Source organism: Burkholderia sp. E168m23, from assembly GCF_016586125.1.
GTDB classification, from domain to species: Bacteria; Pseudomonadota; Gammaproteobacteria; order Burkholderiales; family Burkholderiaceae; genus Burkholderia; species Burkholderia orbicola.
The window spans coordinates 1-17,546 of the sequence record NZ_BCPP01000030.1 but is presented as its reverse complement, the minus strand read 5'-3'; the positions used below and the strand labels follow the sequence as shown (position 1 = coordinate 17,546).

The following is a 17,546-nucleotide window of genomic DNA, read 5'->3' as shown; positions in this document are numbered from 1 at the left end:
CGATGCATCCGGCACGAGATAGAAGCCTTCGATCAGCACGTACGGCGCGGTGAACGCGACCGTTTCGCCGCGCAGCGGATCGACCGCGAAGAAGCCGAAATCGGCGCGCTCGTCGGTCAGCGCCTGCACCGATTTGCCGGCGGCGTCGAACACGACGAGTTCCAGGTCGGCCGACAGGCGCTCGGCGAAGGCACGGGCGAGGTCGATCGATACGCCGAACGGTTCGCCCGTTACCGGGTCGCGGTTCGCGAGGATCGGGTTGCCGAGGTTGATCGATGCGCGAAGCTTGCCGGTGGGCGTGAAGGCGGAGACGACAGCAGGAGCGATGGGCATGGGCGGACTCGCGGGAGGCGTAGGGTTGGTCGGGTGACGGGATGCGCGACGGCGCGTCGATGCCGAGCTTATCACCGGGACGTCGGGTGGAGCGTGTCGCCCGGCGTGCCGGTGCGATCGGGCCGGGCGCACCGTGGCGACGGGGCGGCGCGCGATAGAGCGGGGGAGACGCTGCGCCAGCGTCGATGGCGCAGTGCATCGGTGATCAGCGACAGGGCCGGCGACGCCTCCGTACGCTGCTCTTTCGTGAGAACCGCGTGCGATCCGTCGTGCGCACGGCTGTTTCCAGCAGCCCGTCGTGGGGGAACGGAGCATCAATAGCAAGACGCCCGTGATGTGGGAAAGCGCGTCGTTCACGGGCGTACGGAGGCTACCGCTGCGCCACCGCGCTCGTTTCCCGCCAGCCGCCGCCCAGCACCTTGTACAGCGTGATGAGATTGGACTGCTTGGCGAGCATGTCCGTGACCAGTTGCTGTTGCGCGGCGTAGAGCGTGCGCTGCGCGTCGAGCAGGGTCAGGAAGCTGTCGGTGCCGCTGCGGTAGCGTGCCTGCGCGAGGTCGTAGTACTGCTGCGCGGAGTTGACGTAGTCGCGGTCCGCGGCTACCTGGGTGACGTACGTGGTGCGTCCCGCGAGTGCATTCGACACTTCCTTGAACGCCGTCTGGATGGCCTTTTCGTAGTTGGCGATGTCGATGTCCTTCTCGACCTTCGCCACGTCCAGCGTGGCGCGGTTGTAGCCGAAGTCGAAGATGGGCACCGAAATGGACGGCGCAAACGTCCACGCCCCCGTGCCCGCCTTGAACAGGTTCGAGAGGCTGCCGCTCGTGGTGCCCGCGGAAGCCGTCAGCTCGATCTTCGGAAAGAACGCGGCGCGCGCCGCGCCGATGTTGGCGTTGGCGGCCTTGAGCGTGTGCTCGGCTTCGACGATGTCGGGCCGGCGCGCGAGCAGGTCCGACGGCACGCCTTCGCCGATGTCCGCGAACGTGTTCTCGCTTTCCATCAACGAAGGGCCTTGCGGCAGATCGTCGGGCAGCGGCGCACCGATTTCGGCCACCAGGTCGTTGCGGTCCTGCGCGACCGCACGCGTGTACGAGGCGAGACTCGACCGCGCGCTCGCCAGCGAATTTTCAGCCTGGCGCACGTCCTGCAGCGACGCGCTGCCCATTTTCATCATGCTCACCGTGAGGTCGTAGGTGTGCTGGTCCGCATCCACGGTGTTCTGCGCGATCTGCAACGACGTCTCGTCGGAGAGCAGTTGCAGATAGTCGGTGGCGACGGTCGCGATCAGGCTGATCTGCGTGCTGGTGCGCGCGGCGTCCGTGGCGAGGTACTGCTCCAGCGCCTGACGCTTGAGGCTGCGCAGGCGGCCGAAGAAGTCGATTTCCCACGATGTGAGGCCCACGCTCGCGCTGCTCGAACTGTATGCGCTCGTGGAGCCGGCCACGCGTTCGCGCGTGACCGAGCCGGATGCGTTGATGGCCGGTCCGACGTTGGCGCGCGCAATGCGGTACTGCGCTTCGTACTGCGCCACGTTGAGCGCGGCCACGCGCATGTCGCGGTTGTTCGCGAGCGCGAGTTCGATCAGCTTTTGCAGTCGCGGGTCCTTGAAGAAATCGCGCCAGCCGAGGTCGGCTCCCGGCGGTGCCGCAGCCGTGCTCTGCGCGGCCTTCGGCTGCGCCAGCGCGGGCACGGTGGACCAGGTGTCGTCGACCGGTGCGGCCGGCCTTTGGTACGTCGGGTCCAGCGTGCAGCCTGCCAGCACGCCCGTGCAAACAAGGGCGATCAGTGTGCGTTTCATGCGTTGCCCTCGTTGATGTCGGCGGTGTCCGTGGTGTGACCGTGTTCGTTGAACAGTCTGCGCACCACGACGAAGAAGACCGGTACGAAGAAGATGGCGAGCACCGTGGCCGCGATCATGCCGCCCGTCACGCCGGTGCCGATGGCGTGGCGTGCGCCGGCGCCGGCCCCCGTACTGATGACGAGCGGCAGCACGCCGAACACGAACGCGAGCGAAGTCATGAGAATGGGGCGCAGCCGCATGTGGGCGGCTTCGAGTACGGCGTCCACGAGGCTGTGCCCCTGCGCCTGCAGATCCTTCGCGAACTCGACGATCAGGATGGCGTTCTTCGTGGACAGACCGATAGTGGCCAGCAGCCCCACCTTGAAGTAGATGTCGTTCGAAAGCCCGCGCCCGTGAGCGGCCAGTAACGCGCCCAGCACACCGAGCGGCACGACGAGCAGCACCGCAAGCGGAATCGACCAGCTTTCGTAGAGGCCCGCAAGGCACAGGAACACGACGACGAGCGAGATCGCATAGAGCACCGTGGCTTGCGAGCCGGCCTGCTTCTCCTGATACGACTGGCCCGTCCATTCCACGGCGAAGCCGGGCGGTAGTTTGTGCGCAAGCTGTTCGACTGCCGTCATCGCCTCGCCGGTGCTCACGCCGGGCCGCGTGGCGGCCGACATGCCCGCGGCGAGCTGCCGGTTGTAGCGCTCGATCTGTGGCGGCCCGAACGTCCAGTGGCTCTTTGCGAACGACGAGAAGGGCACCATCGTGGCGTCGTAGCCTGTCGTGCTCGTGGTGGTGCTCGAGGACGACGAGGACGACGAACCCGACGAACTGCTGCCTGCCTTCACATACCAGTCGCCGAGGTCGGCAGGCATCATGCGATACGGCGCGTCCGACTGCACATAGACTTTCTGCACGCGCCCCGTGTCGATGTAGTTGTTCACGTAGGACGAACCGAACGCGGTCTGCAGCGTGTCGTTGACGTCGGAGATGGAAAGCCCCAGCGCGTTGGCTTTTTCGCGGTCGATGTCCACCTGCAGCTGCGGCGTGTCTTCAAGGCCGGACGGGCGCACCATCGCGAGCGTCGGTTCCTTCGACGCCATGCCGAGAAACTGGTTGCGCACCGCGAGCAGCTTGTCGTGGCCTGCGCCGCCGCGGTCTTCTATCTCGAAGTCGAGGCCGCTTTGCGTACCCAGTTCCTGAATGGCGGGCGGATTCAGCACGAAGATGCGCGCGTCGCGATTGCCGGCGAAATGCTGGCTGGCGCGCGCGATGATGGCCGACGCGCTGTCGCGCGAACCGCGCAGGCTCCAGTCCTTGAGCGTCACGAACGCGATGGCGTTGTTCTGCCCCTGGCCGTTGAAGCTGAAGCCGTTGATGGCGATGACCTGCTTGACGCCCGGCTCGTCTTTCAGCACGTACTGCTCCACGGCCTCCACCGTCTTCAGCGTGCGCGAGGCCGGCGTGCCCGCGGGCGCGCTGATCGACACGATGAAGTAGCCCTGGTCTTCGTCAGGCAGGAACGAGGAGGGCAACGTGACGTAGAGCAGCGCCACGACGCCGGCGATCGCGCCGTAGAGAAGCATGTAACGCGCGGGCCGCGCGACCACGCGTGCGAGCGAGGAACTGTAACCCGCATTGCTCTTGGCGAACCACCGGTTGAACCAGCCGAAGAAGCCGCGCTTTTCGTGGTGCTCCACGTCGGCGCGCTTGAGCAGCGTGGCGCACAGCGCCGGCGTGAGCGTAAGCGCGAGCATGACCGACAGCAGCATCGCCGAGACGATGGTGATGGAGAACTGCCGGTAGATCGCGCCCGTGGAGCCCGCGAAGAACGCCATCGGAATGAAGACGGCGGTGAGCACGGTGGTCACGCCGACCAGGGCGCCGGTAATCTGCCCCATCGCCTTGTGCGTGGCTTCCTTCGGGCCGAGCTTCTCCTCGCTCATGATGCGCTCGACGTTTTCCACCACCACGATGGCGTCGTCCACGAGCAGGCCGATGGCGAGCACCATCGCGAACATCGAGAGGACGTTGATCGAAAAACCGATCATCGACGTCACACCGAACGTGCCGAGCAGCGCAACGGGCACCACGATGGTCGGAATCAGCGTGGCGCGCACGTTCTGCAGGAACAGGTACATCACGAGGAAGACCAGTACGACCGCTTCGAACAGCGTCTTCACGACCTCTTCGATCGAGATGCGAACGAACGGCGTGGTGTCGTACGGATAACTGATCGCGACGTCCTTCGGTAATTGCAGCTGGATCTCGGCGAGCTTCGCGCGCACGGCGTTGGCTGCGTCCAGCGCGTTGGCGCCGGTGGCGAGCTTGATGGCGAGCGCGGATGCCGGCTTGCCGTTCAGGCGCGACGAGGTGTCGTAGCTGTCGCCGCCTACCTCCACGCGCGCCACGTCCCTCAGCAGCACGCGCGAGCCGTCGCTGTTCACGCGCAGCAGGATGCCGGCGAACTGGTCGGCGGTCGTCAGCAGACTCGACGAACGGATGGTCGCGTTGATGGCCTGCGAATCCGTTGCCGGCGAGCCGCCGACCTGCCCCGTGGAAAGCTCGACGTTCTGGTTCGTGATGGCCGTGGTCACGTCGGCGGGCGTGAGTCCGAAGCTGTGCAGCTTCACCGGGTTGAGCCAGATGCGCATCGCGTGCTGCGAGCCGAACAGCGTCACGTCGCCCACGCCGTTCAACTGCGCGAGCGGATCTTCGATCCGGGTCGCGATGATGTTGCCGAGATCCACCGAATTCCAGGTGCCGCCCGGCGACGAGAGCGCGACGATCATGAGGAAGCTCGTCGACGCCTTCGCGACCTGCACACCTTGCTCCTGCACCGTTTGGGGCAGGGTAGGCGTGGCCTGCGTCACCTTGTTCTGCACCTGTACCTGCGCGATGTCGGGATTCGTGCCGGGATTGAACGTCAGCGTGATGGTGGCCTGCCCGGCGGAACTGCTCGTGGACGACATGTACAGCACGTTGTCGATGCCGCTCAGCTTCTGCTCGATCACCTGGGTCACGGTTGCCGCGACGGTGTCGGCGGAGGCGCCGGGGTAAGTGGCCGTCACCTGCACCGAGGGCGGCGCGATGGTGGGGTACTGCGCGACGGGAAGACTCGTGACCGCCGCCGCGCCCACCAGCATGATGACGATGGCCATGACCCACGCGAGAATGGGACGCTTGATGAAGAACTCTGCCATGCCGTTCTCCGCCTAGCGTTGTGCCGACACGGTCGGGGCCGTGTCCGTCGCGGGTGCCGCGGATGCCGCGTTCGCCTGCGTCTGCGGCGTATCGGCCGCCACCTTGACCGGCGCGCCCGCATGCACGCTCTGCAGGCCGTTCACGATCACGCGGTCGCCGGTGTGCAGGCCTGAGGTCACGATCCATTGGTCCCGGAATGCGTTGTCGGCCGTGACTTGCACCTGCCGCGCGTTGCCGGCCGCATCCACGACGTAGACGCTCGCCTTGCCGTCTGACGCGCGCGTCACGGCCATCTGCGGTACGAGTATCGCGTTGTCGTTCTCGCCTTCTTCCAGGCGGGCGCGCACGAACATGCCGGGCAGCAATTCGCGTTCGGGGTTCGGGAACGTACTGCGCAGCGTGACCGAACCCGTGGTGGCGTCCACCGTGACGCCGGAGAACTGCAGCGCGCCGGGGTGGGCATATTCGGTACCGTCTTCCATCACGAGCGTGACGGCGGCGCTGTCGCTGCCTGTCTTCTTCAGGCGCCCGGAAGCGAAGGCCTTGCGAAGCCTCAGCCATTCCGTGCTGGGGCGCGTGACGTCGAGGTACATCTGGTCGAACGCCTGGATGGTGGCGAGCGCGGTGGTCTGGTTCGAGGTGACGAGCGCGCCTTCCGTCACGGTCGATGCGCCGATGCGTCCGGAAATGGGCGCACGCACGCGCGTGTATTCGAGGTTCACGCGCGCGGATTCGAGCGCTGCCTCGTCGGCCGTGACGTTCGCGGCGTCTTCGCGAACCGCAGCGACGGCATCGTCGTAGTCCTGCTTGCTCACGGCGTTGATCTTCACGAGTTCGGTGAAGCGGTCCGCTTTCGTCCTCGCCGAAGCCAGCGTGGCGCGGGCGTTTTCCAGCGTGCCGCGCGCCTGATCGTAGGCAGCCTGGTAGGTGGCCGGATCGATCTGGTAGAGCACCTGGCCCGCCTTCACGTCGCCGCCTTCCATGAACAGGCGCTTGAGGATGATGCCGCTCACCTGCGGTCGCACGTCGGAGACCTTCTGCGAGGAAAGGCGGCCGGCGAGTTCGGTGGTTTCGACGATGCGCTGCGGTGCGAGGGAGAGCACGCCTACCTGTGCGGTCTGCGCGGCGGAGCCGCCGGCCGGGGCGCCGGTCTGCCTGTTGCAGCCGGCGGTTCCGACTATCGCAAGTATCGAGAGTGCGGCAAACAGCTGGCGCGGCCTGCACGTCATGGGGTGGTGCGCGTGGTTCGGGAGAATGGGCGTCTTCATCTTTGACCTGTTTGGGCATCGCGATGTCGCGCGATGCGAGAACGGGACGGCACCGGACACTTCAGAGGTACCTCGGCGGTACCGGTGCTGGACAAGGCGTAACGCTACCGATGGCGCATTTTTTTGTGCTTACTGAAACTTACTGTCCAGTGAAGCGCCCCGACAGGGAAAGGAGAATCGGGCTTTCGGTGTACGTAATACCCGCGCGGCCCGACTTTTGTGCCGGTTCCGTCAGCGATCGCAAATCACAGTAATATTCCGAAAGCCAGTCAGGTCGTATCCGGGCTACCATCATTGCGTCCTCACGCCGCCCTGAATACCTGAAATGCACCCACCTTCCATCCCCGACGCCGCGCCGCAAGTCCTGCTCGTCGACGACGATGCGGAACTGCGCGACCTGCTGCGCAGGTTCTTCCAGCAGCGCGGCATCGAGTTCTCCGTTCTGCACGACGCAACGAATCTCGCGCGGCGGCTGGAGCGCGAACGGCCGGCCATCATCGTGCTGGACTTGATGATGCCGGGCGTGGATGGCCTCACCGCGCTCAAGCAACTGCGCGCGAGCGGCGACACGATTCCCGTCATCATGCTGACCGCGCGCGCCGAAGGCATTGACCGCGTGCTCGGGCTCGAACTCGGGGCGGACGACTATCTGGGCAAGCCGTTCATGCCACAGGAACTGCTCGCGCGCATCCAGGCAGTGCTGCGCCGCCAAGGGCCACCGAGAACCACGGCGGTGCGGGAGAAGCCCACCCCGTGCCGGTTCGGCCGCTTCGAACTGGATTTCTCGACGCGCACGCTGCTGCGCGAAGGCACGCCCGTGAAGCTCACTGGCGGCGAGTACGCGCTGCTCGAGGTGCTGGCCTCGCACCCCATGGAAACGCTTTCGCGTACGCGGCTCATCGAATTGCTCCACGGCCCGGACGCCGAAGTGACCGAGCGCGGCATCGACGTGCCGGTATGGCGTCTGCGCCGCCTGATCGAGGACGACCCGTCCAATCCCCGACGGCTGCAAACCGTGCGCGGGATCGGCTACATGTTCATTCCCGACAACCCGGCCGATGAAGAATCCACTTGACACGATGTTCGGCCGGCTCGTCATCACCACGGTGGGCCTGCTGGTGGTGGTTCATCTTACGTCGCTGCTGCTGATCGAGCGAACGCGCGCGAGCCTCGCCGCCTTCCATATTTCGCGCGTTGTGGAAACTGCCGCCAGCATGGGCGGGCAGGACAGCGGCGGCGAGCGGTCCGTGGCGGACATTCTCGGTATTTCGTTCGTGGACCTGAAGCAACTGCCGGCCGCCGACGCGCAGCGCTTTCGCGGCGACACGAACGGGCCCATCGAACGGCAATTGCGGCACGTGCTGCCGCCGGGCACCCACGTGGCAATGGACGACGACGGCACGCTGCGCGTGCTCCGCGCGGGCAGCACACGTGGCATCGTGCTGCCGCGAGCCGAGGTGCCGGTGAGCCGCTTCACCGGGGTGCTGGCGTTGACGCTGGTGTTCGCTATCGGGGTTGCCGTCGTGCTTGCCTGGCAATTGAATCGCCCCATTCGCGATCTTGCCGCAGCCGCGCGCGAACATCGCACCGGCCACCACCTGAACATCGTGCGCAAGCGCGGGCCGCGCGAATTGCGCGAGTTGATCGGCGACTTTAACGACATGACCGGCGAGCTGGCCGTGGCCGAGCGCGAGCGCGCCGTGATGCTGGCGAGTATCGCGCACGACCTGCGCACACCGATCACACGCATGCAGGTGCGGGCCGACCTGCTGACCGATCGTGGCGATCGCGAGGGTTTTCTGCGCGATACCGAGTCCATGTCGCGTGTCATCACGCAGTTTCTCGACTTTGCGCGCGAGATCCCCGAAGGTTCGCCGCTGATCAGCGTGGACACGCATTGCCGTCGCGATTACACCGACGCGCTGAGTCCGAGCGGCGACGCGCACCGAGATGCGCTCGTCACGCTCGATCTTCACGCGGGGCCCGACTTCATGCTACCTGCGGTCGATATCGACCGCATGCTCTCGAACCTCGTCGAAAATGCGCTCACCTACGGCGAGCCGCCCGTGGAGATCGCCACGCGAGCGCATGGCGAGCATTACGAACTCGTGGTGCGAGACCACGGGCCCGGCGTATCCGAGCCTGATCTGGATCGCGTGCTGCGTCCGTTTGTCCGGCTCGATCCCGCTCGCGGCGGCACCTCGCACAGCGGCTTGGGCCTGGCCATCGTTCACCGCCTCGTTCGCCGTCACGGCGGCACACTGCACATGTCCAATGCGGCAGACGGCGGGCTTGTCATAGTGATGAGGTTTCCGAAGCTCAGCGCCGCGCAATGAAGCCCGTACGCGGTGTCGAGACCCGTTTGCGCCGCGAAGGTCGGCAACGCGACACAAATAGCCACGCTTGCCAACGTAACGTGCCCGAAAGTATTCCGAGACCGATGCCGCTGCCGCCAAGCTCACTTCGTCGACGCTCTCATCGGCCACCTGCGGCCGGCTAAACGACGGCCTGCGAATTGACATCGTTGCTTCGCAAAAACAGAACCTAATACATTTTTCGGGGCGGCAGCAGGCGCTTCGCTTGCAGGCGCTGTCTGGCCACGGCGCTGGCTTTTTTCCGCTTGCGCTCCGTCGTGGGCTTCTCGTAGCCGGTGCGAGCGCGCAACTCGCGAATCAACCCGGTTTTCTCGATGTCACGCCGGAATCGCCGAAGGGCGACATCGATCGGTTCGTTGAGCTTCAGCGTAATTGTCGTCATGTAGATCCTGTCAGGAAAGGTTGCAACGGAAAGCTAGCCGAGCCGCGTCATGACGGCGCTTGCTATCTCGTCGGATTCGAATTCCGAGTATCCCGCTCCCATCGATAGCGCGCGTACCGCCATGAACATGTGCAGCTCGGGTTGATGACACATCGCTGAATCGGCGATTCTGGCGGGTACGACGGTGTCGATCCGGGTGACTTCATTTCGTCTGATCAAGCCGAGCAGTTCGTCGATGATCATTTCGTCCTCCAAAATGCCGAAAAATTGCGTTGCACCGGCGAGCACGCGTCAGCCCGCGCTCGAAAAGAACCCCTGTTTGCCGCGATTGTCGTCGATGATGTTCTCGGCATAGCGCACTGACGCACGACGGGCGTCACCGGCGTTGTCGAACGGGGCGGTGTCGCGCAACCGGAAAGTCTGGCTCTGCGTCAGCGTATCGGTGGTGCCGCGCAGGCAAATCTTGACCGCCGCGTCGAACCCGGCGTCGTAGTTGTGCGGGCAGCCCTGCGGCGCCGCCACGTGAGGGTAGATCAATGGATAAATCTCGAATCCACGATAGACGTGCATGCTCATGACGAACTCCTGGCGTTCGGCCACGACGAGTCGCATGGGCGAACACATCCGGCCAGTATTCCCGTCGAGGGGCGGGCCGATGGGTGAAGGGGACAACGTTGCAGCGCGAGGGAGGGGCGATGCAGCAAGCGGGCGGGTGGAGGGGCGAACGCTCAAAGAACGGCTGATCGCTCGGATGAACCCATCATACGCGCATCGTTTGCCGAGCGGTCGATTTATTCCGGGTTGGTGCAAGCACGCACCGGCACACGGTACACGATGCGATGGACGAGTGGTCAGATCGCAGGCGCGGTGCGGGCGGCGACGTCAGAGGGTCGTCAGCAATTGCAACTGACGTTCAGTCTCGTTCCCCGCGACCAGCGAGAAGAACCCGGTTTCGCGACGCTCGACTACCGTGAGCCCTTCGCTGTCGGAGAAGCCGTTCCACGCGCTGTCGTCGACATGTGCGATCGCTCCGCGCGTGCGCGCGAATGCCAGCAAGAGCGGGCTCGCCTGACGGCGGAGCACCTGACGATCCGAATTCAGCACGTACGGTGGCCACCCCGCACGAAGGACGAGATAGTAAGGAATGGAGCCGGGATCGATTGTCATTGGAGCGGTTTCGTGGGCGGGCCTGCGTTTGCCGTCCAGTTGCATTCGGAACGGTGTCGGGAAAGCGTGCGACGGATCGACGGGAGTTCACCGTGGCGTGCTTTCAGTGTATGCGTTGAACCGCTCGATTCGCAGAATATCGTAACCATCTGCTGCGACGTCGGTCACGCGCTCGATGACGGCATGATGCGCTGGCCCCGATGTCGTCGCGCGCGACTTCGGCGCTCATGTGATACCGGACGTTCTGTCCATTTTCCCGATATATCGATCCGGATGGCGATGGAGTCTTGACTGTCGTCATTGCTGTGTTCCTGCTCCACGCATCGAGTGGAGCCGTCTACCACCAAAAGATTGTAGCGATCTCTACCGAATTGCAGTGTTCGTGACGACCCACTATGCTGCCGTCATGAATCCCGTCCCGACTTCCTGGCTGCTGTTGATCGTCAGTCTGCCGACCTCCGGTGCGACTGCCCGCATGCGCATCTGGCGTACCGTCAAGGCGCTGGGCTGTGGTGCGCTGCGGGACGGTGCCTACCTGTTGCCGGCGCATGCCGAGCAGGCGGCGCAGTTGCGTGAGCTCGCCGACGAGGCCCGTAACGGCGATGGGCAGGCGTGGTTGCTGGATGTCCGTGCGGACGACCCTGCCGACGAAGACGCGTACAAACGGCTGTTCGATCGCGCGGGCGACTACGCAGCGTGGCTTGCCGAGCTTTCGGAGGCCCGCCAGACGCTGCCGGATCTGGCGGCAGCCGATCTCAATCGCCTGCAACGCCGCCACGCTCGCACGTACGAGGCCATTCGAAGCATCGATTTCTTTCCCGGCGAAACCTCGCTGCGCGCGCAGGCGCAATGGCGGGATTTCACCGCCGCGATCGAAGCGTTGCGCTCTCCGGGCGAGCCGCATGCCGCTCAACGCGGCATCCCGCGTCGCGACCCTGCGCAATATCAGGGCAGGCTGTGGGCGACGCGCCGTCACCTGTGGGTGGATCGCGTCGCCAGCGCGTGGCTGATTCGGCGTTTCATCGATCCGCATGCGCGCTTCGTGTGGCTGGACAACCTCGCCGATTGTCCGGCTGACGCGCTGGGCTTCGATTTCGACGGCGCCCCGTTCACGCATGTGGGCGATCGCGTGTCGTTCGAGGTCCTGATCGCGAGCTTTGGACTCGACGACAACGCGGGTCTCGTCCGGTTGGGCGCCATGGTGCATGCGCTGGACGTGGGCGGTGCCACCGTGCCGGAAGCCGGCGGATTCGAGGCCATTCTCGCGGGTGCCCGCAAGCGTCTTGCCGACGACGATGCGCTCCTGATGGAGATCGGCGCCGTACTCGATTCGTTGTACGTGCATTTCCGTGGCAATCGAAACCCCTGACCTTTCTGCGCGCCTCGACATGAATACACATCGCGACCGCCCGGCCTATACGCTGTGGCAACTGACCCGGTACTTCGCGTGGCTCGGCGCGACCGGTTTCGGCGGGCCGGTCGCGCTCGCCGGCTACATGCATCGGGATCTCGTGGACACGCGCGGATGGATCGCGGACGCGGACTACAAGGAGGGCCTGGCGCTCGCGCAGCTCGCCCCGGGCCCGCTTGCCGCGCAACTGGCGATCTATCTCGGCTACGTGCACTACCGCATCGTCGGCGCCACGCTGGTCGGGATCGCGTTCGTGCTGCCTTCGTTTGTGATGGTGGTGCTGCTCGGCTATGCATACACGCGATTCGGCGGCCTGACGTGGATGCAGTCGGTGTTCTACGGCGTCGGCGCGGCGGTGATCGGCATCATCGCGATCAGCGCGCGCAAGCTGACCGCGAAAAGCATCGGTCACGACAAGCTGCTATGGGCGATCTATCTCGCGCTGGTCGCGGTGACGGTGATCACCGAATCGGAAGTGGCGTGGCTGTTTCTCGCGGCGGGCCTGGTCGTCTGGTTCACGCGCGCGCCGCCCAGGTGGTTGCGCCAGCGGCGCGTCGATGCGGCCGTGGCGTTGCCCGTCTCCGCCACCGGGGCATGGCTCGGTATCGTCGACTGGCCGCAGCTCGCGCAACTCGCCGCGTTCTTTGCGAAGGCCGGCGCCTTCGTGTTCGGCTCGGGGCTCGCGATCGTGCCGTTCCTCTATGGGGGCGTGGTTACCGAGCACCATTGGCTCAACGAGAAGCAGTTCGTCGATGCGGTGGCCGTCGCGATGATCACGCCGGGCCCGGTCGTCATCACGGTGGGCTTCATCGGCTATCTGGTGGCGGGGCTGCCGGGCGCATGCGTGGCGGCGGCCGGCACGTTCCTGCCGTGCTACCTGTTCACCGTGTTGCCGGCCCCGTACTTCAAGAAGTACGGCAGGCTGCCGGCGATCCTGGCATTCGTCGACGGCGTGACGGCCGCGGCCGTCGGCGCGATCACGGGGTCGGTGATCGTGCTGGCCCGACGTTCGATCGTCGATGTGCCCACCGCCTTGATGGCGCTCGCGGCGATCGTGCTGCTGGTCAGGTTCAAGAAGCTGTCGGAGCCGGTGGTCGTGGGCGGGGCCGCCGTGATCGGCCTGATCGTGTACCCGCTGCTGCATCACTGACCGTGGAGGCCGCCATGCAATGGATTACGCGACAACGCCCGAAAATCGACCGGGTTGCCTGCCCCTGGCTCATTGCCCGTTTTATCGACGAGACGCCCGAATTTCTGTACGTCCCGCCGGGCGACGTGCTGCGGATCGCCAACGAGACCGGTGCGATTCCGTACGACATTCCGGGCGTGGAATTGACGCATGTCGGCGAGCAATGCAGTTTCGATGCGTTTCTCGACAAGTATGGTCTGGCCGACGATCGGGCGCTGCAGCACATGGCCCGTATCATTCGCGGCGCGGATACGTCGCGGCTCGATCTGACGCCGCAATCCAGCGGGCTTTATGCGATTTCGCTCGGGCTGTCGGACATGTTTTCCGACGATCACGACATGCTCGAGCATGGTCTGGTGATGTACGACGCGCTGTATGCGTGGTGCCGGCATTGCCAGGCCGAAGGCCATGCGTGGCCGCCGAAGATGGCGGAGTGACGACGCGGAGAACGGGGAATTCGTCGAACCGTCCGGCGCCCTCGACGGATGAAAAAATGCCCGCGGTGCGCGGGCATGTCGTCAACAGTTGCCTTTCTTGGCCTGTCCCGGCGGACAGAATCCATTCCCCGGCCCGCCTTGCGGCGCGACCACGACCGGCGGGCCCGGAACGTAGGCGACGCACCCGCTGAGCGCACCCACCATGCTCGCCGCTGCGAGCAATGCGATAACCCCTTTTTTCACTTCGTTCTCCCGTTGAGAGGAAAGGGCCGTTCGGCCCTTTCGATGATGCCGTCGGCGCGTCAGAAACCGAAGTTGACGTTGGACTGACTGGTCGTTGCGTTGACGTTTGCCGATTGGGTCGCGCCCGATGCCGCGTCGGCCTCGATCGTATATTGACCGGCGGCGGCCGGCGCCGCGGCCAGTGCGACCGGCAGCGAACCCGAGTAAGTGCCGACGATCGGCGCTGCCGCGGGCACCGACAGCGAATAGGCGCCGGTGTCCATGTTCGCGTTGATCGACGTGATCTCGTACGCGTTCGCGTCGACCGTCTGCAGCGCCCGCACGAATGCGTTCGCGCTGGCCGTCACCGTACCGCTGACGGTGCTCATCGTCGACGCAGGCAGCGTGATCGGTGCGGTCGAGGCCGACACCGCCGTGGTCGTGTTCACGACCACGGGCACCGAGCGGACGATGCCCGACGCGAAGTTGTTCTGCACGATCACGACATCGTAGTTGCCCTGCGTCGAGCTCTGGATCAGCGGCGACAGCACGAACTTCCCGGAACTGTCGGCCACCGTGCCGCGGACGACCTTGCCGCCTTGTTCGGCATAAACGGTCGCGCCGGCTTCGGCCGAGGCGACGTAGCCGGAGATCGCGCCGCTCACGACGGTCGGGATCGCGGTGACGACGGGTTTCAGCGCATACGAGCCGTTGCCGCGCTGCACGATCGACTTGCACGCGTTGAAGTCGAGCACGAGATCGACGAGCGTGTTGGGCTGGACCGTGAACGGCTGGATGATCTTGTAGCCGCTTTGCGTCGCACTCGGGGTGGCGAGCGCCTGTTCCACGCCGCCGGTCGGGACGACCGAGTTTGCGAGGTTGTTACCTTGATTCTGCGCGAGGACCAGCCGAACTTGCTGATACTGGCCGGCAGGCAGCGCGGTCTGGCCGAGATCGGCGAGCACACCGTTGGTCAGCGACAGCAGGTCGATCTTCTGCGGCGTCGCGAGGGAAACGGTCGACCAGCCGGCGTCGTTGTCGGCGGCGTTCGCGTTGGCGTTGACGCGGACTTGCGAGACGGTGACGTACACATGGTCGAAACCGCACGATGGCGCATCGGTCATCGCGACGTGCAGCGTACCGGTTTGCGTGCCGCCACCGTCGTCGCCGCCGCCGCAACCAGCGAGGACGAATGGTACGAAGGCGGCGCACAGGGCGCTCTTGATGATGTTGTTCATATGTCACCCCCCATTGGGATCGTTATTGTGGGTGACGGAAGAATAGCGGGGCTGCAGCCTACTATTTGAACATCTTTGAAACGGGCCGTAACAATTTGTTCGATCGGTAAATCTTTACCGGATTCGTGTTGGTTTGGAGCGCGCTGCGGGTGGTGAGGGGGATTGCTTCGTACCGAGTGGGAGGAAGCTCTTTTGTCATACGTTAGCGTCGCTTTTGACACGGGGCGCTCATGTGACGCCAAGAAATTGCTTTGGCGGCGCGAGTTCGCCTGCGGCTCGAATGGACGAATACGAAATTGACGGTGAGGGCGGGAGGCTTGCCGGCTGTAACACTGAGTTGTCGGCAAAGCAGGGCCGCGGGTGGCGGCAATCTGGCAAGATGCGTCGACTGACTGGAGACAGGGTGCCCCATGCACATCGCGATCGTAACCTTCCAGGGCTTCAACGAGCTCGACTCCCTCATTGCGCTCGGCGTGCTCAATCGAATCAGGAAGCCCGGCTGGCGCGTCACCCTTGCGTGCCCGGAGCCTTCCGTCACGTCGATGAACGGGGTAACCGTGCACGCGCAATCGACGTTGGCGGACGCTTGCACGGACGATGCCGTCATCATCGGCAGCGGTATTCAAACGCGGGACGTCGTCAACGACGCGGCACTGATGGCGCAGCTCAGGTTCGACCCTGCCCGGCAGCTGATCGGCGCGCAATGTTCGGGCACGTTGATTCTGGCGAAGCTCGGGTTGCTCGGCACGATCCCGGCCTGCACCGATCTCACGACCAAACCCTGGGTGATCGAGGCTGGCGTCGAGGTCCTGAATCAGCCCTTCTTCGCCCGAGGTAACGTCGCCACGGCGGGTGGCTGCCTTGCTTCGCCGTATCTGGCCGCGTGGCTCATCGCGTGTCTCGAAGGGGAGGACGCCGCGCGCGGCGCGCTGCACTATGTCGCGCCGGTCGGGGAGAAGGACGAGTATGTTTCCCGCGCGCTGACGAACATCAAGCCCTACTTGCAGTAGCGCGACAGGATGCGGCGAGCCTCCATCGCAATGAGCCGGGGGGCGCGAGTCGCTAAGCCGCCGTGGCGTTTTTCACCCGGGTCGTCTCCCGCGCGGATTCATGCTGGTCGGGCTGGATAGACCATGTCCCGCATTAGCCCGGCCCGTCGCTCGCTGCCGCGAGCAGCGGCACGACCAGATCGCTGATCGGCGTCGGAATGCCATGCTTTCGTCCGTATCGCTGCACGACGCCATTCCGGCAGTCCCATTCGAGCGGATGGTTGCCCTGCCGGTCGGCAAGAATCGACGTACCCAAATCCGGCGGAAAGCCGTGGAATCCATCGACGATCTCCTGCGGCACTTCATCGCCGAGCTTCGCGCCTTCCGCACGCGCGACCTCGAGACATTCCTTCAGGTAGGCGAGCGACAGCTCGGTGATGTCGCTTCGCGAGAACATGCCGGCGCGACGACCGGTCAGCACCATGAGCCCGGCCACGGCGTTCTGCAACAGCTTGCGCCATGCGAGCGAGATGAAATCCTCCGCCACCTCGGGCGCGCAGCGCGTGCCGCGCAAGGCCGAGACCACCACGTTGCTCGCCGGCGTATCGGGCAGGGTGAGGCGAGGCTTGGCCCGCAGCCACACCGACGCGCCCGATTCGCGTTGCGCCGGAAACCAGACGACCGACGGTACGATCGCGGCGCCGGCCGCATACGGTGCGAAGGCGGCTTTTTGCTCGACGCCGTTTTGCAGCACGCAGATGACGGTATTCGCATCGCATAGCGCGGCGACCCACGGTGCCGCGCTCGCCGTCTGCGTCGACTTGACCGCAACGAACACGAGATCGACCGTTTCCTTGACCGCTTGCGGGTCGGTCAGGACCGGCCCGGGCACGACGATCTCGCCGCCATCGAAGCGCAATTTCAATTCCGCGTGCGCCGAGCGGCCGCAGATCACCGGCGTGCGGCCGGCTTCGTGAAGGGCCGCGGCGACGGTCGTGCCGATTGCGCCCGGACCGACGAGCGCGACGGACGGGTAGCCGGATTTCGTCATGGTGTTCCTCCTGTCGGGTCATCCGCCAGATGCGGGCGCAGTGCGAGGGCGAGCGGAAAAATCGCGAGGGCGGTCAACGCGGTCGCATAGGTGGCGCCGTGCACACCGATCCGGTCGCCCAGGAAACCGTAGAGAACGGGCGATAGCGCGCCCGATGCGATCGTCCCCGTATAGAAAATCGCGAATGCGCGCTCGGTGCGCTCGGGTGCGGACAGCTCGGGGACGGTTCCGTACAGCACCGACGAAGTGCCGTTGAGCATCATACCCAGAATCGGCAGCAGCACCATGCTCGGCGCCAACGGGAGATACATCACCGCGATGATGCACGCTGCTGTCCCGCCCTCCGTGAGCAGCACCGTCCTCACCATACCCAGGCGCGCGCCGAGCCAGCCGCACATGAACTTGCCGGCCGCACCGCCAATGAAAACGAGTGCGAGGGCCGTTCCCAGCAGTTGAGGCGAGACGCCCTTTGCCTTCAGCAGGAAAGGCAG

Annotated in this window: 17 protein-coding genes; 6 read left to right on the top strand and 11 right to left on the bottom strand. The window is 65.2% G+C overall.

Translation table 11 applies throughout. The annotated features are described in order from the left end of the window. From JMF90_RS03055 to JMF90_RS03040, 4 genes are all read right to left on the bottom strand, one after another. Nucleotides 1–333 (bottom strand): transporter substrate-binding domain-containing protein (locus JMF90_RS03055; protein WP_201324954.1); only part of this gene is annotated, 333 nt, incomplete at its 3' end. A 370-nt stretch (nt 334–703) separates the two neighbouring features. Continuing rightward, nucleotides 704–2,131 carry an efflux transporter outer membrane subunit gene (locus tag JMF90_RS03050; RefSeq protein ID WP_054928630.1) on the bottom strand — a complete coding sequence of 476 codons (1,428 nt, stop codon included), beginning with the start codon at nt 2,129–2,131 and terminating at the stop codon, nt 704–706. Then, nucleotides 2,128–5,325: an efflux RND transporter permease subunit gene (locus JMF90_RS03045; protein ID WP_054928631.1), complete on the bottom strand. Its 3,198-nt coding sequence runs from the start codon at nt 5,323–5,325 to the stop codon at nt 2,128–2,130. Before JMF90_RS03045 ends, JMF90_RS03050 begins: the two co-directional genes overlap by 4 nt. A 12-nt stretch (nt 5,326–5,337) precedes the next feature. Continuing rightward, complete coding sequence (locus JMF90_RS03040; protein ID WP_054928632.1) at nt 5,338–6,594, bottom strand: efflux RND transporter periplasmic adaptor subunit; 1,257 nt, start codon at nt 6,592–6,594, stop codon at nt 5,338–5,340. A 325-nt stretch (nt 6,595–6,919) separates the two neighbouring features. Between JMF90_RS03040 and JMF90_RS03035 the strand changes: the two genes are divergently transcribed. Together JMF90_RS03035 and JMF90_RS03030 are read left to right on the top strand one after the other, a co-directional pair. After that, complete coding sequence (locus JMF90_RS03035; protein WP_027809817.1) at nt 6,920–7,669, top strand: response regulator; 750 nt, start codon at nt 6,920–6,922, stop codon at nt 7,667–7,669. Beyond that, nucleotides 7,653–8,930, top strand: coding sequence for an ATP-binding protein (locus tag JMF90_RS03030; RefSeq protein WP_054928633.1), 1,278 nt, complete (start codon nt 7,653–7,655; stop codon nt 8,928–8,930). Before JMF90_RS03035 ends, JMF90_RS03030 begins: the two co-directional genes overlap by 17 nt. Nucleotides 8,931–9,138: 208 nt before the next feature. Here JMF90_RS03030 and rpsU read toward each other — a convergent pair whose 3' ends face one another. The 4 genes from rpsU to JMF90_RS03010 form a co-directional block, all read right to left on the bottom strand. Then, entirely contained in the window at nt 9,139–9,351 is a 213-nt protein-coding gene (gene rpsU, locus JMF90_RS03025; RefSeq protein WP_011549147.1) for a 30S ribosomal protein S21, read from the bottom strand. A gap of 33 nt (nt 9,352–9,384) precedes the next feature. Beyond that, complete coding sequence (locus JMF90_RS03020; protein ID WP_054928638.1) at nt 9,385–9,594, bottom strand: hypothetical protein; 210 nt, start codon at nt 9,592–9,594, stop codon at nt 9,385–9,387. Nucleotides 9,595–9,642: 48 nt separating this feature from the next. Further along, nucleotides 9,643–9,927 carry a hypothetical protein gene (locus tag JMF90_RS03015; RefSeq protein ID WP_027808401.1) on the bottom strand — a complete coding sequence of 95 codons (285 nt, stop codon included), beginning with the start codon at nt 9,925–9,927 and terminating at the stop codon, nt 9,643–9,645. 306 nt (nt 9,928–10,233) lie between these two features. After that, nucleotides 10,234–10,563, bottom strand: coding sequence for a hypothetical protein (locus JMF90_RS03010; RefSeq protein ID WP_011549144.1), 330 nt, complete (start codon nt 10,561–10,563; stop codon nt 10,234–10,236). A 361-nt stretch (nt 10,564–10,924) separates the two neighbouring features. Here JMF90_RS03010 and JMF90_RS03005 point away from each other — a divergent pair, with 361 nt between their 5' ends. The 3 genes from JMF90_RS03005 to JMF90_RS02995 are packed head-to-tail and all read left to right on the top strand — an operon-like array spanning nt 10,925 to nt 13,555. After that, nucleotides 10,925–11,887: a chromate resistance protein ChrB domain-containing protein gene (locus JMF90_RS03005; RefSeq protein WP_054928639.1), complete on the top strand. Its 963-nt coding sequence runs from the start codon at nt 10,925–10,927 to the stop codon at nt 11,885–11,887. Nucleotides 11,888–11,906: 19 nt separating this feature from the next. After that, nucleotides 11,907–13,079 (top strand): chromate transporter, encoded by a 1,173-nt coding sequence (locus JMF90_RS03000; RefSeq protein ID WP_054928634.1) that lies wholly within the window; start codon nt 11,907–11,909, stop codon nt 13,077–13,079. A 14-nt stretch (nt 13,080–13,093) separates the two neighbouring features. After that, nucleotides 13,094–13,555 carry a chromate resistance protein ChrB domain-containing protein gene (locus JMF90_RS02995; RefSeq protein WP_027808404.1) on the top strand — a complete coding sequence of 154 codons (462 nt, stop codon included), beginning with the start codon at nt 13,094–13,096 and terminating at the stop codon, nt 13,553–13,555. A 302-nt stretch (nt 13,556–13,857) separates the two neighbouring features. On the opposite strand, the gene JMF90_RS02990 is transcribed toward JMF90_RS02995, so the two are convergent. Beyond that, nucleotides 13,858–15,015 carry a DUF4382 domain-containing protein gene (locus JMF90_RS02990; protein ID WP_054928635.1) on the bottom strand — a complete coding sequence of 386 codons (1,158 nt, stop codon included), beginning with the start codon at nt 15,013–15,015 and terminating at the stop codon, nt 13,858–13,860. Nucleotides 15,016–15,425: 410 nt separating this feature from the next. Here JMF90_RS02990 and JMF90_RS02985 point away from each other — a divergent pair, with 410 nt between their 5' ends. Next, the gene (locus tag JMF90_RS02985) at nt 15,426–16,025 is read left to right on the top strand and encodes a DJ-1/PfpI family protein (protein ID WP_054928636.1); all 600 of its coding nucleotides are present in this window, start codon (nt 15,426–15,428) and stop codon (nt 16,023–16,025) included. A 133-nt stretch (nt 16,026–16,158) separates the two neighbouring features. Here the strand turns inward: JMF90_RS02985 and JMF90_RS02980 are convergent, their stop codons facing one another. Next, nucleotides 16,159–17,055 (bottom strand): oxidoreductase, encoded by an 897-nt coding sequence (locus JMF90_RS02980; RefSeq protein ID WP_054928640.1) that lies wholly within the window; start codon nt 17,053–17,055, stop codon nt 16,159–16,161. Continuing rightward, nucleotides 17,052–17,546: MFS transporter (locus JMF90_RS02975; RefSeq protein WP_201324953.1), on the bottom strand; the 495-nt coding region annotated here is incomplete at its 5' end. The genes JMF90_RS02980 and JMF90_RS02975, both read right to left, overlap by 4 nt.